The organism is Paraburkholderia sp. (genome assembly GCF_034668105.1).
Taxonomy (GTDB): Bacteria; Pseudomonadota; Gammaproteobacteria; order Burkholderiales; family Burkholderiaceae; genus Paraburkholderia.
This window is the reverse complement of sequence record NZ_JAXDPY010000618.1, coordinates 1-16,656: the sequence shown is the minus strand read 5'-3', so window position 1 is coordinate 16,656 and position 16,656 is coordinate 1. Positions and strand designations below refer to the sequence as shown.

The following is a 16,656-nucleotide window of genomic DNA, read 5'->3' as shown; positions in this document are numbered from 1 at the left end:
AAACCGGCGCTGAACCGGTGCTCGACGTCTTTTATGCAGCCGTCGGCGTGGCGGCGAAATCCGGCGTATCGGTCGAAGCGTAGTTGAAGGTCACGTCGCGCCACGTGTCGAGCGCCTGTTTGAGCGGCGTGCACCAGCGAGCGGCGGCTTCGAGCACGTCCGGGCCCTCGTTGAGAATGTCGCGGCCCTCGTTGCGCGCCTTCACCATGGCTTCGAGCGCCACGCGGTTCGCCACCGCGCCGGCCTGGATGCCGGCCGGATGGCCGATCGTGCCGCCGCCGAACTGCAGAATCGCGTCGTCGCCGAACAGGTCGAGCAGTTGATGCATCTGCCCCGCGTGAATCCCGCCCGACGCCACCGGCATGACCTTGCGCAAACCGGCCCACGGTTGCTCGAAAAAGATGCCGCGCGACAGATCGACGGCATTGTGGGCGTCGCGGCAGACGTTGTAGTAGCCCTGCACCGACAGCGGATCGCCCTCGAGTTTGCCGACCGCCGTCCCCGCATGCGCATGATCGACGCCCGCCATACGCAGCCACTTCGCGATGACGCGAAACGAGATGCCGTGGTTGCGTTGGCGCGTGTAGGTGCTATGCCCGGCGCGATGCAGATGCAAAATCATGTCGTTCTTGCGGGCCCAGTGCGACATGGATTGAATCGCGGTCCAACCGATCACGAGGTCGATCATCACGATGCACGAGCCAAGCTCCTTCGCGAATTCGGCGCGCTCGTACATGTGCTCCATCGTGCCGGCCGTGACGTTCAGATAGTGGCCCTTGACCTCGCCGGTTTCCGCCTGCGCCCGGTTGACCGCGTCCATTGAAAACAGAAAACGGTCGCGCCAATGCATGAACGCCTGCGAGTTGATGTTCTCGTCGTCCTTCAGAAAATCCAGCCCGCCGCGCAGGCCTTCATAGACCACTCGCCCATAGTTCTTGCCCGATAGCCCCAGCTTTGGCTTGACCGTCGCGCCGAGTAGCGGCCGTCCATATTTGTCGAGCCGCTCGCGCTCGACAACGATACCGGTCGGCGGCCCCTGGAACGTCTTCAGATAGGCAACGGGAATGCGCATGTCTTCGAGACGCAGCGCCTTGAGCGGCTTGAAGCCGAACACGTTGCCAATGATCGACGCGGTCAGGTTCGCTACCGACCCTTCCTCGAACAGATCGAGTTCATAAGCGATGTACGCGAAGTACTGCGGCTCGTCGGCGCGCGAAGCGGGCACCGGCTCGACGCGATACGCCTTGGCGCGGTACGTGTCGCAGGCAGTCAGCCGGTCGGTCCACACGACCGTCCAGGTCGCCGTCGACGATTCACCGGCCACGGCGGCCGCCGCCTCTTCCGGCTCGACACCGGGTTGCGGCGTGATCCGAAACAGCGCGATGACGTCGGTTTCTTTCGGCTCGTAGTCCGGTTGCCAGTAACCCATTTCGCGATATTTCATCACACCGGCTGCGTACCGCTGGCGCGCATTGCGTTCCGGCTCGATGACCGGTTGGCTGAAATCGTTCATGACGTGTCCTTGAGGGTGGCCAAGCGCGCTGCCGGAAGAACGAAGCGCTTGTTCGCACTGTAAGCACGGACGTCCCCAAGGGGAATTCACGATTTTATTTGGCAGACTTAACCGATCCGTTATCGAACGCATAGCGCGGTATGGTTATTCGCGACCCGCGCGAAAAATCGGCGCAGAATGTCTCGTGACGAAACAGGGAATGGCGGGACAGCGCACCGCAATCCATTCGGGTGCGATGGAACACTTTGCTTCGTTTTCGCCACACCGCGCGCTTCCCTTGAACGCAAGGGCGCGTGGCGGTTGGACTGGCGTAATTCGGCGGACGCTGCATAACCGGTCGGACGCGCGCCAGCGCACTATTTCGGCATGACGCCCGGGCATAAAGCTTGCGTGATGCCGGATGCCCATGAAGTCCGGCATCACGCCGGGCCGACGGCAACGCCGTATCAATCTGTGGAGGAAGCACGTATGCAGTGGACCACTCCGAGCTACACCGATGTGCGTCTCGGTTTTGAAATCGTGATGTACGTCGATACACGTTAAGCCCGTAATCGGGCCGCACGTCGCGGCCCCTTTGCGAATCGTGTTTGTCATCAGCTAACCGGCCGGCCTTTCCGCGCTGTCAGGACACGCGTTCTCATCCATGATCCACGAAACGATCGTCACCACGGCAGCGTGCGATGGCCGCCCTCACGTCGCTCCGATGGGCGCGCGGTATGAGGCCGACCGCATTATCCTTTCCCCTTTTCGTCCGTCCACGACGCTCGACAACATCGTGACGTCCCGTGCGGCGGTTCTGAATTTCACCACCGACGTGCGCGTCTTCGCAGGTTGCGTCACGCGCTGCGCAACCGATTGGCCGACCGTTGGCGCAAGCCGCGTCGCCGGCGTGCGCCTCGCCGAATCTCTGGCGCACGCCGAACTCGAACTCGACGAATTGCGCGATGACGCAGAGCGGCCTGTGCTGCTGATGAAATGCGTGCACCGCGAAAACCACGCACCGTTTGCGGGCTTCAACCGCGCGCAGGCGGCCGTGGTTGAAGGCGCGATTCTCGTGAGCCGGCTCTTCATGCTGCCACCCGACAAGATCGATCGCGAAATGGCCTACCTGCAGATCGCCATCGACAAAACCGCCGGCGAGAACGAACTTACCGCTTGGGGCTGGCTCGTCGCCGCAGTCGCCAGACACCGGGCGAGCCTCGAATCATCCGGCGGCCAGGCCGCCGCAGCCGCACACCCGTAGTCTTCCCGGAGAACACCGATGACCGCATTGCTCGCGAGCGTCCGCTCGGATGAGGAAGCATTCGACGCCGCGCGCGCCGGCGCCGAACTGATCGACCTGAAAGAACCGAATGCCGGCGCGCTCGGCGGCCTGCCGATTGACGAGATTACGAACATCGCGCGCCAGCTGCGCGCACGCTACCCGGTCAAGCCGATCAGTGCGACCATCGGCGATGTGCCGGCCGATGCGTTCGAGCAGATCGCCGCGCGCGTCATCGAGGTCAGCGACGCGGGCATCGATTACGTGAAGGTCGGCGTGGCGCGCGGACCGAACGCGCGACGCTGCCTCGAGCAACTGGCCGATCTGCCGGCAACGGTGGTACCGGTGCTCCTCTGCGACGGCGGCATGGACGACGAGCTGGTCACCCACACCGCCGCGCTCGGGTTTGCCGGCGTGATGTTCGATACCGCCGGCAAGGACGGCAGCACGCTGTTCGATCACGTGGATGTCGATACGCTTGCCCGCTGGCTGCGGCTCACGCGCGAGCGCGGCGCGATGGGCGGGATCGCCGGGGCTCTGGGTTGGGCGCAGCTGGAGCAGATCCGTAGGCTCGCACCGGACGTCGCCGGCTTTCGCACTGCGTTGTGCACCGACGGGCGCCGCTCGAGGCTCGATCCGCAACGCGTCGCGCAATGGGCCAGCGCGTTGCACCGGCCAGCTGGCGATGCGGGCGTGAACGGCGCCGCGTCGGCACCGGGCGACGTAGACGCGGCGCGGCTGTAGGACGCTGGGACAGTGGGCGGTGAAACGGCGAAACGGCGAAACGTCAGGGACAAACGGGCCCCGTCCCCGTTCACGCCGCGAATCCCCCGTGAATCCCCCGTAATCAGGTGACCGGGATGTTGAGCAACCGGTCGCGCATCAACGCAACGTTGTTCTTGTCGAGCAATTCGACCACATAGTTCGCGTCATTCACATAGTCGACAAAACGGCGGTCGACCACTCCCGCTGCGGCCAGGGTTTCGAGCGGGTCGCCCGCGGCAATCGGACAGGATTTCACCAGGACCAGCCGCTCCGCGTTGAGCATCGTCGACAGCCACGCGGCGAGGCTGTCCGAGGTCGTGTCCCAGTTGCTCATCGCATCGGGCGTGTCGCGCATCAGCGCGGTCGGCACCCACACCGCGACATGACCGTCGCGCAAGGTGCGGCGAATCTTGGCCTCGCTCGACGCGAGCACGAGTTCAGGCAACACGCCTTGCATCAGTAACGCGTATTGCGTCATGGCGAGCAGACACATGTTGTGCGCGGCCAGATCGTCGAAATGCCACTCGCTCTGGTATTGACCCACCTTGTCCGCGAAATCGCCGCCACCGGGCACGATGACGACGCGTCCGCCACCCACTTCACATAGCTCGGTGAGCCAGTGGCGCAGCGTCGGGTCGTGACTCAGACTGCCTCCGATCTTGACCACCCACATGACTGTTGTCCTCGCTTCCAGTTGTGTGCCCGTCGGGGTTCCGGTCCGTGCCCCGTTATGTTCCAAACGAGGCTCATCGCTGCCTTGTCCAGCTTGCCCGCCGCTTCATCAGACGGCGTTTCGCGCCGCCGTTTTCACATCACGCCAGGCGGATCGCTGCCTTGCCGTCCCACGCTTGATTCGCGCGCTGCGAATCTCGAACCGCGAGCAGCGCGACCGCCACGCTCGGCGCGCACGTTGCCGCCCACGCGGAGCAACTGTCGGGCACCCCCGCCAGCCTGCCGAAGTCGATATAGCCGCGCGCTTCTTCGCGCGCCAATGCGGCGGCAAGGAACCGGCCGCACCCCGCACCCAGCAGCGGTGCGGCGGCCAGTTCCGGATGCGCCGCGACCACCCGTGCCAGATTCGCACCGATCTCGCGTAACTGGAGCGCGCGCCAGCGTTGCGCAAAGCGACGCCATTCGAGTACGCCCGCCTCGTGCGCATCCCGCCCAATCATGCGGGCGAGGCGCGCGCGGCTCGCGGCTTCGGTCTTCGGCCCCTGGTCGGCGCTCGGATGCACGTCGTGCAGCGGGTCCAGTTCGCCGGTCAGACGATAGATGTCGGCGGTGGTCGCAAACCATTCGTTCATCACGTTGACCATGACGCCGGCGAATTCGATGCGGTGCGCGACCCCGCACAACGGCGTGCGCACGATACCCTGATACACGAGCTCGCCGGTGGCGAGCCGGCCGGCATCGGTCGAGGCGCGCGCGACAACGCGGCCGCCGACAATCGGAATGATGTCGGTGGTCGTGCTGCCGATATCGATGAGCACGGCGTCGGCCACGCGGGTCGCGACCCACTGCGCGGTGGCGAGCCAGTTCGCCGATGCGACGTGACGCCAGCCCGCCGCGCACGCGTCGGCGGCGAGCCAGCCGGCGTCGCCGGCGTAAAAGCGCAGCCGCGCGCCGAGCCGCTGCGCGATCGTGGCCACGATCGCCCGCACGCCTTCGGCGCGGTCCGCGAACAGATCGACCATCTCGCCGGTCATCGTCACCGCATGCTGCGCGCCGGCCATGCCTGCCCGCGGCCAGCGGGCGAAAACGAGGTCGATGGTCCGCTCCAGATGGTCGAGCCCCTGCCACAGCGGGCAGGGCCATTGCGCCACGTCGAACACGGCGCCGCTGTGATCGGCCGTCGACACCTTTACATGCGCGCCGCCGACGTCCCAGCCGAACACCGCCGCGGCCGCTGCCGCACCGTCTGTATGCGCGGCGCTCAAGGCCGCACCCCGAGCGTCGACGGCGACGGGTTCGTGCGCGCCGCCGCGGCTCGCTCGACGCGCACCTCGTGCGCCGTCAGCAAATCAGCGGCGAGATTGCCGCCGAGTGCGGCGGACAGCCCCGCATAAGCCACCGTGAGTCGCGGATTGACCTCGATCACGACCGGTCCGCGCTGCGGATGCCACACCACGTCGATTCCGACAAAGCCTCGCAAACCGGGTATCGCCGTCGCCACGCGTTGCGCGAGCGTCTCGAGCGTGCGGCCTGTGTCGCTGCGGAGATCGATCTGATTGACCAGCACGCCGTCGAATTCGACGATTCGTGGATGCCGGCCCGGCGTGTCGCCGCCGCTCAAACCGATCTGCTGACGGTTGATGGAGATCAACTCGGCGCCGTTGTCCCGACAGATCAGCGACAGGCTCAATGATTCGCCGTCGACCCATGCCTGCAACACCGGATTGCGCGCCGCGGCCGCGCGTGCCTCGTATTCGGCACACGCATCGGCGAAGCCGTCGAACACGATGGTATCGAGGCCGCCCGCGCCGTCGTCGGGTTTCACGACCCAACGGCCGTCCCCGCATTGGCCCGCCTGGCCCGGTTCGAGGGCGGGTGTCGCGGCGATCCGATGCGCGGCAAGGCAGGCGGCGGTGGCGCTCTTGCTCGACGCCACGCGGATCGCTTCCTTGCCGCAGCCCAGCCAGCGGGCGGCGCCGACGGCATCGTAGAGGTGCAGCAGCAGGCCGTCGCATTCCGGCGCGATGACCCACGCGTAATCGTGTTCACGCGCCGCGCGGGCGACAAAGGCCGTCATCGATTCGCCGGGCCTGGCCATACAATGCGAATGCGCCGGATCGACCGTTTCGAAGCGCGAGGTCGCGAACGTGACGCGCACACCGTCGAGCTCACGCAGATCGGCGACCAGCGCGTCGCGCATCACACGCCCTTCGACGATCAGCGCGCTCAGGTCGGCCAGACTGCCTGCGCCAGCCAGCGTGGGATCGATGCCGCCGCCGGTGAGATACTCGTAGACAAAGATCTTGGTCAAAGGAAGGCGCCCCTATGCAGGTGATACCGGTTCTCGATCTTCTCGACGGCCATGTTGTGCGCGCGGTACGCGGCGAGCGGGCCGCCTACCGGCCCATCCAGTCCCGCCTCACCGCCGGCAGCGAGCCGCTTGCCATCGCCCGCGCGCTGCTCGCCGCAAGCGGCGCCCGCACGCTCTATGTCGCCGATCTCGGCGCCATCCTGCAGCGCGGCGCGCATGCCGCGCAACTCGCCGCCTTGCGCGCCGCGTTGCCCGGGATCGAGCTCTGGCTCGATGCGGGCTTCGCGGACTATGCATCGATGCGCACGCTGTTCGACCACATCGACGCCATCGACACCATCGACACCATCGGCCAGCGCGATGACCACCGTGCGCACCTGAACCTCGCGACCCTCGTCCCGGTGTTCGGCACGGAGTCGCTGCGCGATATCCATGCACTGCAATCGGCACAGACCGCCGGCCTCTCGCCGATCCTCTCGCTCGACCACCGCGCGGGCCAGCTGCTGACGGCCGCCGAACTCGAGCGCTCGCCGGCCTGGTGGCCGTCGCGCGTGATCGCGATGACACTCGATCAGGTCGGCAGTTATGCGGGTCCTGACCTGGGCACCTTCGAGCGCATCCGCGCCAGTGCTGCGGCGCGCACCACGGTGATCGGCGCGGGCGGCATCCGCAATCGCGACGATCTGACGGCGGCGGCCAGCACGGATGCGAGCGCATGGCTGGTCGCCTCCGCCCTGCACGATCGACAGATCAGCCTCGCACCGTCAGAATCCTTGTAGGCTTGCTACACAATTTTCATGCCACGGCATAAGCAACCTGCGAATGCAAACGAACGGCAAGCCACGCGGGCCGCGCGTGACACTCTGCTCCAGCGCAGCACACAACCTGTACGGCACAATCGCGTCCGGGGCCGTGTGCCGCGCGACGATCGAGGGGCGTTGCTGAACGCGCCTTCACTCGCGCGATTCCTCTGAGCGCGAAGCCGCACGACCGTGCACGTCATGCGCACCGGGCAGCGCTGTCACGTCATCACATCGATCGGCATGGAGCTTGCTAAAAGTGCGCCATGCACCTTTCGCCCACCGATCCATCGAACCCCAGCACAAACGCACCGGGCGCAGCCGGCGTGCTCGTGCCTGTGCCTGCGATCACCCGCGACTGGATTTGCCCGTTCTGCTCATTGCTGTGCGACGACCTCAAGGTCGGCTCCCACAGCGACGGAACGCTCAGCGTGGCGGACACCGACTGCTCGCGGCTGAGTGCGGCACTCGCGCAGTACGGCGCGGCGGACGCGCAATGCCGCAGCATGGTCGACGGAAACGACGTGGAACTCGATGCGGCGTTGGCCCGCGCCACGCAAATCCTGGCGACCTCACGCCGTGCGTTGTTCGGCGGCCTTGCCACCGACGTCGCCGGCGCTCGTGCGCTCTACACGCTGGCGGCCGCTTGCGGCGCGATTCTCGATCACCTGCACGGCGACACGCTAACGCCGGCGACCCTCGCGTTCCAGGACCGTGGCTCGTTCTTCACGACGCTCTCCGAAGTGCGCACACGTGCCGACCTGCTGGTGTTTTTCGGTTGTCAGCCGTCGCAGCGTTATCCGCGTTTTTTCTCGCGGACGCTGGAGGGCACCGACATCGCGCGCGAACTGATATTCGTCGGCTGCGCAATGGATCCGGCGGCGGCAGGCCTCGCGCATGCGCGAACGGAAGCGCTGCTGCCGCACGCCGAGCTTTACGAGACGCTCGCACTGTGGTCCGCGCTTGCCGAAGGGCGCGCGCCCGGCGCACTGCATCGCGACGGCAACGACGCTGACGCCAGTCCTGACACCAGCGCGGCGGCCACGCTCTCGTCACTGCAGGCCCGCATCGCCGCCGCGCGCTACACGGTGCTCGTCTACGAGCCGGCCGCCCTGCCCAGCCCGCATGCGGCGCTGCTCATCGAAGCCCTGAACCGGATCATCAAAGCCGCGAACCGCACGACGCGGGCCGCGTGTCTCGCGCTTGGCGGCGACGACGGCGCGTCGACGGTCAACCAGACGGTGACCTGGCTTTCCGGGATGCCGCTGCGCACGCGCGTGTCGATACCCACACGCAGCGCCGGCACGGCACCGCTCGATTACGATCCATACCGCTATCGCACCCGCCGCCTGCTCGCGGGCGACGAGGTGGACGCGCTGCTGTGGGTCGCGAGCTTCGCGCCGCACGCATGGCCAACGCCGCTCGATCCCGCCGTCCCGTTGATCGTGCTCGGTCATCCGGCGCTTGCGGACGCGGCCAGGGCGCGCGGCGCGAACACGGTGTTCATCCCTGTCGCGACGCCCGGTATCGACACCGGCGGCCATCTGTTTCGCGTCGACGGCTCGGTCGTGATGCCACTGGTCCCCGCGCGCGGCGCCGCGCTTGCTTCGGTCGCATCGCTTGCCGCGCAGTTGACTACGCAACTGAGCGCGCGCCTGCACGAGCCACGCAGCGGCGAGGAGCAGCAATGAGCCTCGTTCGATTGAAAGGCGGCACGATCTTCGACCCGGCCCACGGCGTGAACGGCGAGCGCCGCGATCTGAGCTTCCGCGACGGGCGCATCGTCGACCTGGCGCCCAATACGCCGGTCGATCGCGAATACGACGCCACCGGCATGATCGTGATGGCGGGTGGCATCGACATGCATTCCCATATTGGCGGCGGCAAGACCAACCTGTCGCGCCTGCTGCTCCCCGAAGACCATCGCGCCGATCCGCCGCGCGAGCGGGCCTACGAATCGGCACAGGACGCCGAGGGCCGCTATCTGCGTCTGCCGTCATGCGGCGTCTGCACGCCAGGCACGCTTGCGACCGGCTACCGTTACGCCGAAATGGGCTACACCGCCGTTTTCGAACCGGCGATGATGCCCTCCAATGCGCGCCATACGCACCTCGAAATGGGCGACACGCCGATCATCGACCACGGCGCGTACGTGATGCTCGGCAACGACGAACTATTCCTGCAGATGCTGGCGGCACGCGACGACTTCGCGCGCCTGCGCGATTACATCGGCTGGACGATTCACGCGAGCAAGGCGCTCGGCGTGAAAGTGGTCAACCCGGGCGGCATCTCCGCGTTCAAGTTCAACCAGCGTTCGCTCGACGTCGACGAAGCGCACGTGCACTACGGTGTAACGCCACGCGAAGTGCTGCACACCTTATCGCGCGCGTTGACCGAACTGCGCGTGCCGCATCCTCTGCATGTGCACGCCAGTAATCTCGGCGTACCGGGCAACATCGATTCCACGATCGCGACCATGGACGCCGCCGACGGCCTGCCGATCCATCTGACGCACATTCAGTTTCACAGCTATGGGACCGAAGGGCCGCAAAAGTTTTCGTCGGGCGCGCGGCAGATCGCCGAGGCGGTGAACGCGCGGCCGAATGTCTCGATCGACGTCGGACAGATCATCTTTGGACAGACCGTCACGGCCTCGGGCGACACGATGATGCAGTTCCGCAACACCCCGCTCGCGAGGCCGCACAAGTGGGTGGTGGGCGACATCGAGTGCGATGCGGGTTGCGGCGTCGTGCCGTTCCGCTATCGCGAGCAAAGCTATGTGAACGCGCTGCAATGGATCATCGGTCTGGAAATTTTCCTGCTGGTCGACGATCCGTGGCGCGTCGCGATGACCACGGATCATCCCAACGGCGGCCCCTTCACCAGCTATCCGCATCTGATCCGTCTGCTGATGGACAAGTCGTTCCGCGACGAGCAGCTCGCGAAGCTCAATCCCGACGCTCAGGTCGCAAGCGCATTGCCGGGCCTGACGCGCGAGTTCTCGCTGTATGAGATCGCCATCATCACGCGCGCCGGTCCCGCGCGGCTGCTCGGCCTGCGCGACCGGGGCCATCTCGGCGCAGGCGCGGCGGCGGACATCGCCGTCTATCGCGACGCGCCGGACCGCGAGCGGATGTTCACGTCGCCCGCCTATGTATTCAAGGACGGCGAACTGGTCGCGCGCGACGGCACCCTCGTCGCCACGCCGACGGGCGGCATCCATTTCGTGTCGCCGGAATTCGACCGCGGCATCGAGAAGACGCTGCGCGCCTACAGCGACGCCAATCTTGCGAGCAACTTCGCGCACGCCGCGATCAGCGACGACGAAGTCTGCGACTGCTGCCGCGGCGGCCGCCTGTTGCCCGTCGAATGTCTGGCTAACGGTAACGGCTGACCGATGCCAGGCGAACCGCACACAATGAACGCTCCGGCCCCGCTCGAGATCAACGGCACGGCGATCGACGCCACCTTCGCGGAAGCCTTTCCGATGAAGGCGACCCGGCTCATCATCACCGCGCATACGCCAACCTGGGCGATGAACGCGGCCAACTCGCTGACCGGGTTTGCCACTTCAGTGATCGGCTGCGGCTGCGAGGCGGGCGTCGAGCGCACGCTTGCGCCCGGGGACACGCCGGATGGCCGTCCCGGCGTCGCGGTGCTGCTGTTCGCGGTATCGTCGAAAGAACTGGCGAAGCAGATCGGGCGGCGCGTCGGGCAAAGCGTGCTCACCTGTCCGAGTACCGCCGTGTTCAGCGGTATCGATCCCGCAACGAGCCGCGCGCCGCTCTCGGATAACGCGGCGCTCGGCAGCGGGCTGCGTTTTTTCGGCGACGGCTGGCAGATCTCGAAGATGCTCGGCCACACCCGCTACTGGCGCGTGCCGGTGATGGACGGCGAATTCGTCTGCGAAGACACGGCGGTGACCGTCAAAGCCGTCGGCGGCGGCAACCTGCTGTTGCTCGCGCGCGACCTCGACGCCGCGCTCGCCGCCGCCGAAGCCGCCGTCGCGGCGATGCGCCGGCTGCCGAACGTCATCATGCCGTTTCCCGGCGGCATCGTCCGCTCGGGGTCGAAAATCGGCTCGCGATACCAAGGCGCGAGCGCTTCCACCAACGACGCCTTCTGTCCCACCCTGATCGGCCTCGCCGCGCACAGCGAACTCAGCGCGGAAATCGGCTGCGTGCTGGAGATCGTGATCGACGGCCTGACCGATGCCGATGTCGGCGCCGCGATGACGGCCGGTATCGGCGCGGCCGCCGGGCTTGGCCGCGCGGCCGGCGTGCTGCGGATTTCCGCGGGCAACTACGGCGGCAAACTCGGACCGTACCACTTCCACCTGCATGCGCTTGCGGCGGGTCTGGGCGGGAGCCCCGCATGAGCACGACGACCTTGCGCGTCAAAACGCCGCCTGGTTTTCGCGTCGATGCCGCCGCGCTGCGGCCGGTATCGCTCACGAGCATGAGCGTGGCTGAGATCGAGCGCATCGTTCTGCCCGCCGGTAACGATCACTGCGTGCTCGGCGACGTGTTCCAGGTGTCGCGCGATGAAGCCACCGCAGCGCCGCTGTCCGCCGCTCCGAACACGGCCACGCTGATCGTCGACGGCGCCGCGCCGTGGCTCGACCGGCTCGGCGCGGAGATGGACGGCGGGCACCTCGCCGTGCACGGTTCGGCCGGCGATCACTGCGGCTTCAGGATGACGGGCGGCGTGCTGCATATCGACGGCAACGCGGGGCATTTCACCGGTTGCGAAATGCGCGGCGGCCGGCTGACGGTCACCGGCGACAGCGGCGATTTCGCCGCCGGCGCGTTGACCGGCGACATGGAAGGCATGAGCGGCGGCACGCTGACGATCCATGGCGACGCGGGCGCGCGGCTGGCCGACCGGATGCGCCGCGGGCTGGTGCTGGTCGGCGGTAAAGCGGGCGATTTCGCGGCTTCGCGGCTCGTGGCCGGAACCGTGGGCGTCGCGGGCGAGCTGGGCCCGCATTATGCGTATGGGATGAGACGCGGCACGCTGCTGCTGGCGCGGCGGCCCGCGCAACTACCTGCGACATTCACGGGCGGCGGCCACGGTTTCAACGTATTCTGGTCTTTGCTCGTGCGCAGTCTCGCGGATGAAATCGCGCCCTTTTCGCAGTGGCGCGCGGAGCGCTTGCCGGTCCGCTATGCGGGCGATCTCGCGGTGGACGGTAGAGGCGAAATACTGATTGCCGGGTAAAGCCGCGCGGCCCGTGGATCAGATGGAAAGGGTGTTCGACAAGAAACGCCAGCTAATAAAGGAGACAGGCATGACGACAGCGCATTCTCCGAACGCGAACTCCGCTATCGGCGCCGGCACGCCGCGCTATGCCGGCTTGCTGATCGCGCTGCATTGGCTGATCGCGCTCGGCATCATCGGCATGCTGGCGGTCGGGTTCTATATGGTCGGATTGCCGAAGGGTTTGCCTGTCAAAGCGACGATTATCAACCTGCACAAGTCGCTCGGACTGACGATTTTCCTGCTGGTGCTTCTGCGCATCGGGGCGCGGGCGGTCCTTCATCGGCCCCCCTTGCCGGCGATGCCACCGTGGCAACGCGCCGCCGCGCGCACTACGCAGGGTCTTTTATACGTCGGCACGGTCGCGATGCCGCTGGCCGGTTATCTCGGCTCGTCGTTCAACCGCTATGGCACGCGCTTCTGGGGCATCCTGCTGCCGAAGTGGGGCTGGGACGATGCGCATTTGCGCGAGCTGTTCTTCGGCATTCACGAGGCTATCGCGTACCTGTTGATCGCGCTGATCGTGCTGCACGTGGCCGGTGCGCTCAAGCATCAATGGATCGATCGCGACAACCTGCTCGCGAGGATGCTGCCATGACGATGCGCCGCATCAAGCGCGATTCGCGCGACGCGTTGCCGCCGCTCGAAACCGGCACGCTGCGCACGCGCGACGGTCATCGCGTGTCGTACGCGGTGGCCGGCGCGGCCGACGGCGTGCCGGTCGCCGTCCTGCACGGCGGCCCCGGCAGTGGCAGTCAGCCAGGCGTGCTGCGGCTCTTCGATCTGAGCCGCTTTCGGGTCGTGTTGATCGATCAGCGCGGCACCGGCGCATCGACGCCGCACGGCAGCGTGCGCCGCAACCGCACCGACTATCTGATCGCCGATCTCGAATCGATCCGCGCGCGGCTTGGTTTCGCTCGCTGGGGCGTGCTCGGCGGATCGTGGGGCGCGGCTCTCGCGCTTGCGTATGCCGGGCAGTGTCCGCAATCGGTCTCGGGCGTCGTGATGCGTGGCCTGTTCCTCACGTCGGCGCGGGAGATGCGCGGGTTGTTCGTCGCGTCCCGCCACCGCGCGCCGCGCGCATGGGCGAAACTGCGCGCGGCGGCCGGGTGCGAGCGGCCCGAGGGCCTCGCGGACCGCTGCGCGGCCAGCCTGCAACGCGGCACGAATGAAGCACGGCAACGCGCGCTGGCGCTGGCGTGGCGCGGCTACGAGGACGCCGTGCTCGCGAGCGCCGTCAGCCGCCGCGCGGTGCGGCCCTGCACGAGAAACGCGCCACGGCATGCCCACAAGCTGATCGGCAAGTACCGGATTCAGGCCCACTACCTCGCGCATCGCTGCTGGCTTGGCGAAACCCGTCTGCTGTCGCTGGCGCGCCGGGCGGCGGCGGCGGGCGTGCCGCTTGCCGCGGTGCACGGCGCGCGCGACCCGGTCTGTCCGCCGGACAATCTGCGGCGCTTGGCCCGCGCGGTGCCCGCCGCGCAGATCGAGCGAGTGAACGCGGGGCATCTGGCGAGCGACCCGGCGCTCCATGAACGCGTCGCGCACGCGCTTGCCGCGATGTTCATCCCGGCCATTCAGGAGGGGCGCACCATGCGTCGCGCGGCATGAAGATCAAGGTACTCGGCTCATCGGCGGGGGGCGGTTTTCCGCAGTGGAACTGCAACTGCCGCAATTGCGACGGCGTGCGCCGCGGCACGCTGAAGGCGACGCGACGCACGCAGTCGTCGATCGCGGTGAGTGCGAACGGCGAGGACTGGCTGCTCGTCAATGCGTCGCCCGACCTGCTCGCGCAGATCGCGGCGAATCCCGAGCTGCAGCCCGCGCGCCGTGCGCGCGATAGCGGCATCGCCGCCGTGCTCGTGATCGACGCGCAGATCGATCATGTCACCGGACTGCTGATGCTGCGCGAGCGCGACACGCCGTTGCCGCTCTACGCCACCGACGCGGTATGGCAAGACCTCGGCTCCGGCTTTCCAGTCGCGCCGATCCTTGCGCACTACTGCGGCGTCGAACATCGCCGCATCGCGCTCGACGGCGCACCGCTCGCCGTCGACGCGTTGAACGGCGTGCGGATCGACGCGCTGCCGCTGTCGAGCAAGGCACCGCCCTACTCGCCGCATCGCAATGCGCCCGAGCGGGGCGACAACATCGGACTGGTCCTGACCAACCTGCAATCGGGCAAGCGCGTGTTCTACGCACCGGGACTCGGCGCGATCGAAGCCCATGTGCTGGCCGCCATGCAAGAGGCCGACCTGTTGCTGGTGGACGGCACGCTGTGGACCGGCGATGAAATGATCCGCCTCGGCCTCTCGAAGAAAACGGCCGCGGACATGGGACACCTGCCGCAGACCGGTGCGGGCGGGATGATCGAAACGCTGGATTCGCTAGGCGTGGATCGCACCGGCGACGCGCGCGCGATGCGCAAGGTGCTCATCCATATCAACAATACCAACCCGATCCTGGTCGAAGACGGCCCCGAGCGGCGCGTGCTCGCCGAGCACGGAATCGAAGTGGCCCACGACGGGATGACTTTCGAACTTTGAAGTGTGAACGCGTGAACGCGTGAACGAAGAGCAGTGACGAGGCGCGACTGTGAACGACAAAAAAACGGAGACGGCATGAACGCGAAAGATACCCATGACACGACGCCGATGCGCGACGCGAGTACAACCGCGAGTACAAAACGAACCTCGGGCGCCGACGCACCCGCCTGGAGCCGCGACGAATTCGAAGCGCAGTTGCGCGCGAAAGGCACCGCTTATCACATCCATCATCCATTCAATCTGAAGATGAATAGCGGCGGCTGCTCGCGCGAGCAGATCCGCGGCTGGGTTGCGAACCGTTTCTATTACCAGATCAACATCCCGTTGAAGGTCGCGGCGATCCTGTCGAACTGTCCGGACCGCGAGACGCGCCGCCGCTGGGTGCTGCGCATTCTCGACCACGACGGCTACGAGAGCGAGGAAGGCGGCATCGAAACATGGGCACGTCTCGCGGACGCCGTCGGCCTGTCACGCGACGAACTGTGGTCGCTCGAACATGTGACGCCCGGCGTGCGCTTCGCGGTCGACGCGTATGTGAACTTCGCGCGCCGCGCGCCATGGCAGGAATCGGTCTGCTCGTCGCTCACGGAGATGTTCGCGCCGCAGGTTCACCGCGACCGGCTCGCGAGCTGGCCGGAACATTATCCGTGGATCGAGGCTGCGGGCCTCGCGTATTTCCGCTCGCGCATTGCTCTCGCACAGCGCGACGTGCAGCACGGGCTCGAAGTCACGCTCGCGCATTTCACGCGGCGCGACCAGCAGGAACGCGCGCTCGAGATCCTGCAATTCAAGCTCGACATTCTGTGGACCATGCTCGACTCGATCGAAAAGGCGTTCCCGCAATGAACGACGTGACACGCGCCGGCGGCGCCATCCAACCCGCCATTCCGCTGACGATCGCGAAGCCCTTCCGCCTGCAATGGGAACCCGCGCAGAACGCGCACGTGCTGCTGTACCCGGAGGGCATGGTGAAGCTCAATCAAAGCGCGGGTGAAATTCTCAAACGCTGCGACGGTACGCGCGACATGGACACGCTGATCGCCGAACTGGAGCAGGCGTTCAACGCCACCGGGCTCGGCGCCGAAGTGCGGGCCTTCATTGCCGACGCGCACGGGCGCGGCTGGCTGGAGTAGCGCGATGACCGATCTCTCGCAAGCCGTTGCGGGCGTACAGCCCGACGATACCGCCGCCGGCGTGCCGCCACCGCTGTGGCTGCTGGCGGAGTTGACCTATCGCTGTCCGCTGCACTGCGCGTTCTGCTATAACCCGCTCAACTATACGGACCACAGCCGCGAGCTCAGCACCGCGCAATGGATCGACGTGCTACGCCAGGCGCGCGCGCTCGGCTCGGTGCAACTCGGCTTTTCGGGCGGCGAGCCGCTCGTGCGCGACGACGTCGAAGTGCTGGTGGAAGAGGCGCACAGACTCGGCTTCTATACGAATCTCATCACCTCCGGCGTCGGCCTCACCGACAAGCGGCTCGGCGATCTGAAGGCGGCCGGTCTCGACCACATCCAGTTGTCGTTTCA

The 16,656-nt window shown here is 66.8% G+C and carries 18 protein-coding genes; 14 read left to right on the top strand and 4 right to left on the bottom strand.

Annotated elements, in window-relative coordinates:
- Positions 1-31: 31 nt before the first annotated feature.
- A complete protein-coding gene (locus tag QOC89_RS27205) occupies positions 32-1,513 on the bottom strand; it encodes a ribulose-bisphosphate carboxylase large subunit (RefSeq protein WP_323047861.1) in 1,482 nt (493 codons plus the stop codon).
- 393 nt (positions 1,514-1,906) lie between these two features.
- Between QOC89_RS27205 and pqqA the strand changes: the two genes are divergently transcribed.
- From pqqA to QOC89_RS27190, 3 genes are all read left to right on the top strand, one after another.
- Positions 1,907-2,056, top strand: a complete 150-nt coding sequence (pqqA, locus tag QOC89_RS27200) for a pyrroloquinoline quinone precursor peptide PqqA (RefSeq protein ID WP_323047860.1) — start codon at positions 1,907-1,909, stop codon at positions 2,054-2,056.
- Between the two features lie 100 nt (positions 2,057-2,156).
- On the top strand, positions 2,157-2,756 hold the full coding sequence (locus QOC89_RS27195) for a DUF447 domain-containing protein (protein ID WP_323047859.1): 600 nt from the start codon (positions 2,157-2,159) through the stop codon (positions 2,754-2,756).
- Between the two features lie 18 nt (positions 2,757-2,774).
- On the top strand, positions 2,775-3,518 hold the full coding sequence (locus QOC89_RS27190; protein ID WP_323047858.1) for a (5-formylfuran-3-yl)methyl phosphate synthase: 744 nt from the start codon (positions 2,775-2,777) through the stop codon (positions 3,516-3,518).
- Between the two features lie 103 nt (positions 3,519-3,621).
- Here the strand turns inward: QOC89_RS27190 and QOC89_RS27185 are convergent, their stop codons facing one another.
- From QOC89_RS27185 to QOC89_RS27175, 3 genes are all read right to left on the bottom strand, one after another.
- Complete coding sequence (locus QOC89_RS27185) at positions 3,622-4,212, bottom strand: aspartate kinase (RefSeq protein ID WP_323047857.1); 591 nt, start codon at positions 4,210-4,212, stop codon at positions 3,622-3,624.
- A 139-nt stretch (positions 4,213-4,351) separates the two neighbouring features.
- Positions 4,352-5,476 (bottom strand): hydantoinase/oxoprolinase family protein, encoded by a 1,125-nt coding sequence (locus QOC89_RS27180; RefSeq protein WP_323047856.1) that lies wholly within the window; start codon positions 5,474-5,476, stop codon positions 4,352-4,354.
- The gene (locus tag QOC89_RS27175; protein ID WP_323047855.1) at positions 5,473-6,522 is read right to left on the bottom strand and encodes an ATP-grasp domain-containing protein; all 1,050 of its coding nucleotides are present in this window, start codon (positions 6,520-6,522) and stop codon (positions 5,473-5,475) included. The genes QOC89_RS27180 and QOC89_RS27175 overlap by 4 nt, the downstream gene beginning before the upstream one ends.
- Before the next feature lie 14 nt (positions 6,523-6,536).
- Between QOC89_RS27175 and QOC89_RS27170 the strand changes: the two genes are divergently transcribed.
- The 11 genes from QOC89_RS27170 to QOC89_RS27120 form a co-directional block, all read left to right on the top strand.
- Positions 6,537-7,301 (top strand): HisA/HisF-related TIM barrel protein, encoded by a 765-nt coding sequence (locus tag QOC89_RS27170; RefSeq protein WP_323047854.1) that lies wholly within the window; start codon positions 6,537-6,539, stop codon positions 7,299-7,301.
- Positions 7,302-7,588: 287 nt separating this feature from the next.
- Positions 7,589-9,013: a formylmethanofuran dehydrogenase gene (locus tag QOC89_RS27165; RefSeq protein WP_323047853.1), complete on the top strand. Its 1,425-nt coding sequence runs from the start codon at positions 7,589-7,591 to the stop codon at positions 9,011-9,013.
- On the top strand, positions 9,010-10,716 hold the full coding sequence (locus QOC89_RS27160; protein WP_323047852.1) for a formylmethanofuran dehydrogenase subunit A: 1,707 nt from the start codon (positions 9,010-9,012) through the stop codon (positions 10,714-10,716). The genes QOC89_RS27165 and QOC89_RS27160 overlap by 4 nt, the downstream gene beginning before the upstream one ends.
- Positions 10,717-10,740: 24 nt before the next feature.
- Positions 10,741-11,700 carry a formylmethanofuran--tetrahydromethanopterin N-formyltransferase gene (gene fhcD, locus QOC89_RS27155; protein WP_323047851.1) on the top strand — a complete coding sequence of 320 codons (960 nt, stop codon included), beginning with the start codon at positions 10,741-10,743 and terminating at the stop codon, positions 11,698-11,700.
- Entirely contained in the window at positions 11,697-12,542 is an 846-nt protein-coding gene (locus QOC89_RS27150; RefSeq protein WP_323047850.1) for a formylmethanofuran dehydrogenase subunit C, read from the top strand. The genes fhcD and QOC89_RS27150 overlap by 4 nt, the downstream gene beginning before the upstream one ends.
- A gap of 70 nt (positions 12,543-12,612) precedes the next feature.
- Positions 12,613-13,179 (top strand): cytochrome b, encoded by a 567-nt coding sequence (locus QOC89_RS27145; protein WP_323047849.1) that lies wholly within the window; start codon positions 12,613-12,615, stop codon positions 13,177-13,179.
- A complete protein-coding gene (locus tag QOC89_RS27140) occupies positions 13,176-14,192 on the top strand; it encodes an alpha/beta fold hydrolase (protein WP_416340480.1) in 1,017 nt (338 codons plus the stop codon). The genes QOC89_RS27145 and QOC89_RS27140 overlap by 4 nt, the downstream gene beginning before the upstream one ends.
- Positions 14,189-15,127: a pyrroloquinoline quinone biosynthesis protein PqqB gene (pqqB, locus tag QOC89_RS27135; RefSeq protein ID WP_323047848.1), complete on the top strand. Its 939-nt coding sequence runs from the start codon at positions 14,189-14,191 to the stop codon at positions 15,125-15,127. The genes QOC89_RS27140 and pqqB overlap by 4 nt, the downstream gene beginning before the upstream one ends.
- Before the next feature lie 75 nt (positions 15,128-15,202).
- Positions 15,203-15,973: a pyrroloquinoline-quinone synthase PqqC gene (gene pqqC / locus QOC89_RS27130; protein ID WP_323047847.1), complete on the top strand. Its 771-nt coding sequence runs from the start codon at positions 15,203-15,205 to the stop codon at positions 15,971-15,973.
- Positions 15,970-16,260: a pyrroloquinoline quinone biosynthesis peptide chaperone PqqD gene (gene pqqD / locus QOC89_RS27125; RefSeq protein ID WP_323047846.1), complete on the top strand. Its 291-nt coding sequence runs from the start codon at positions 15,970-15,972 to the stop codon at positions 16,258-16,260. Before pqqC ends, pqqD begins: the two co-directional genes overlap by 4 nt.
- Positions 16,261-16,264: 4 nt before the next feature.
- The coding region (locus tag QOC89_RS27120) for a radical SAM protein (RefSeq protein ID WP_323047845.1) at positions 16,265-16,656 on the top strand (392 nt) is incomplete at its 3' end.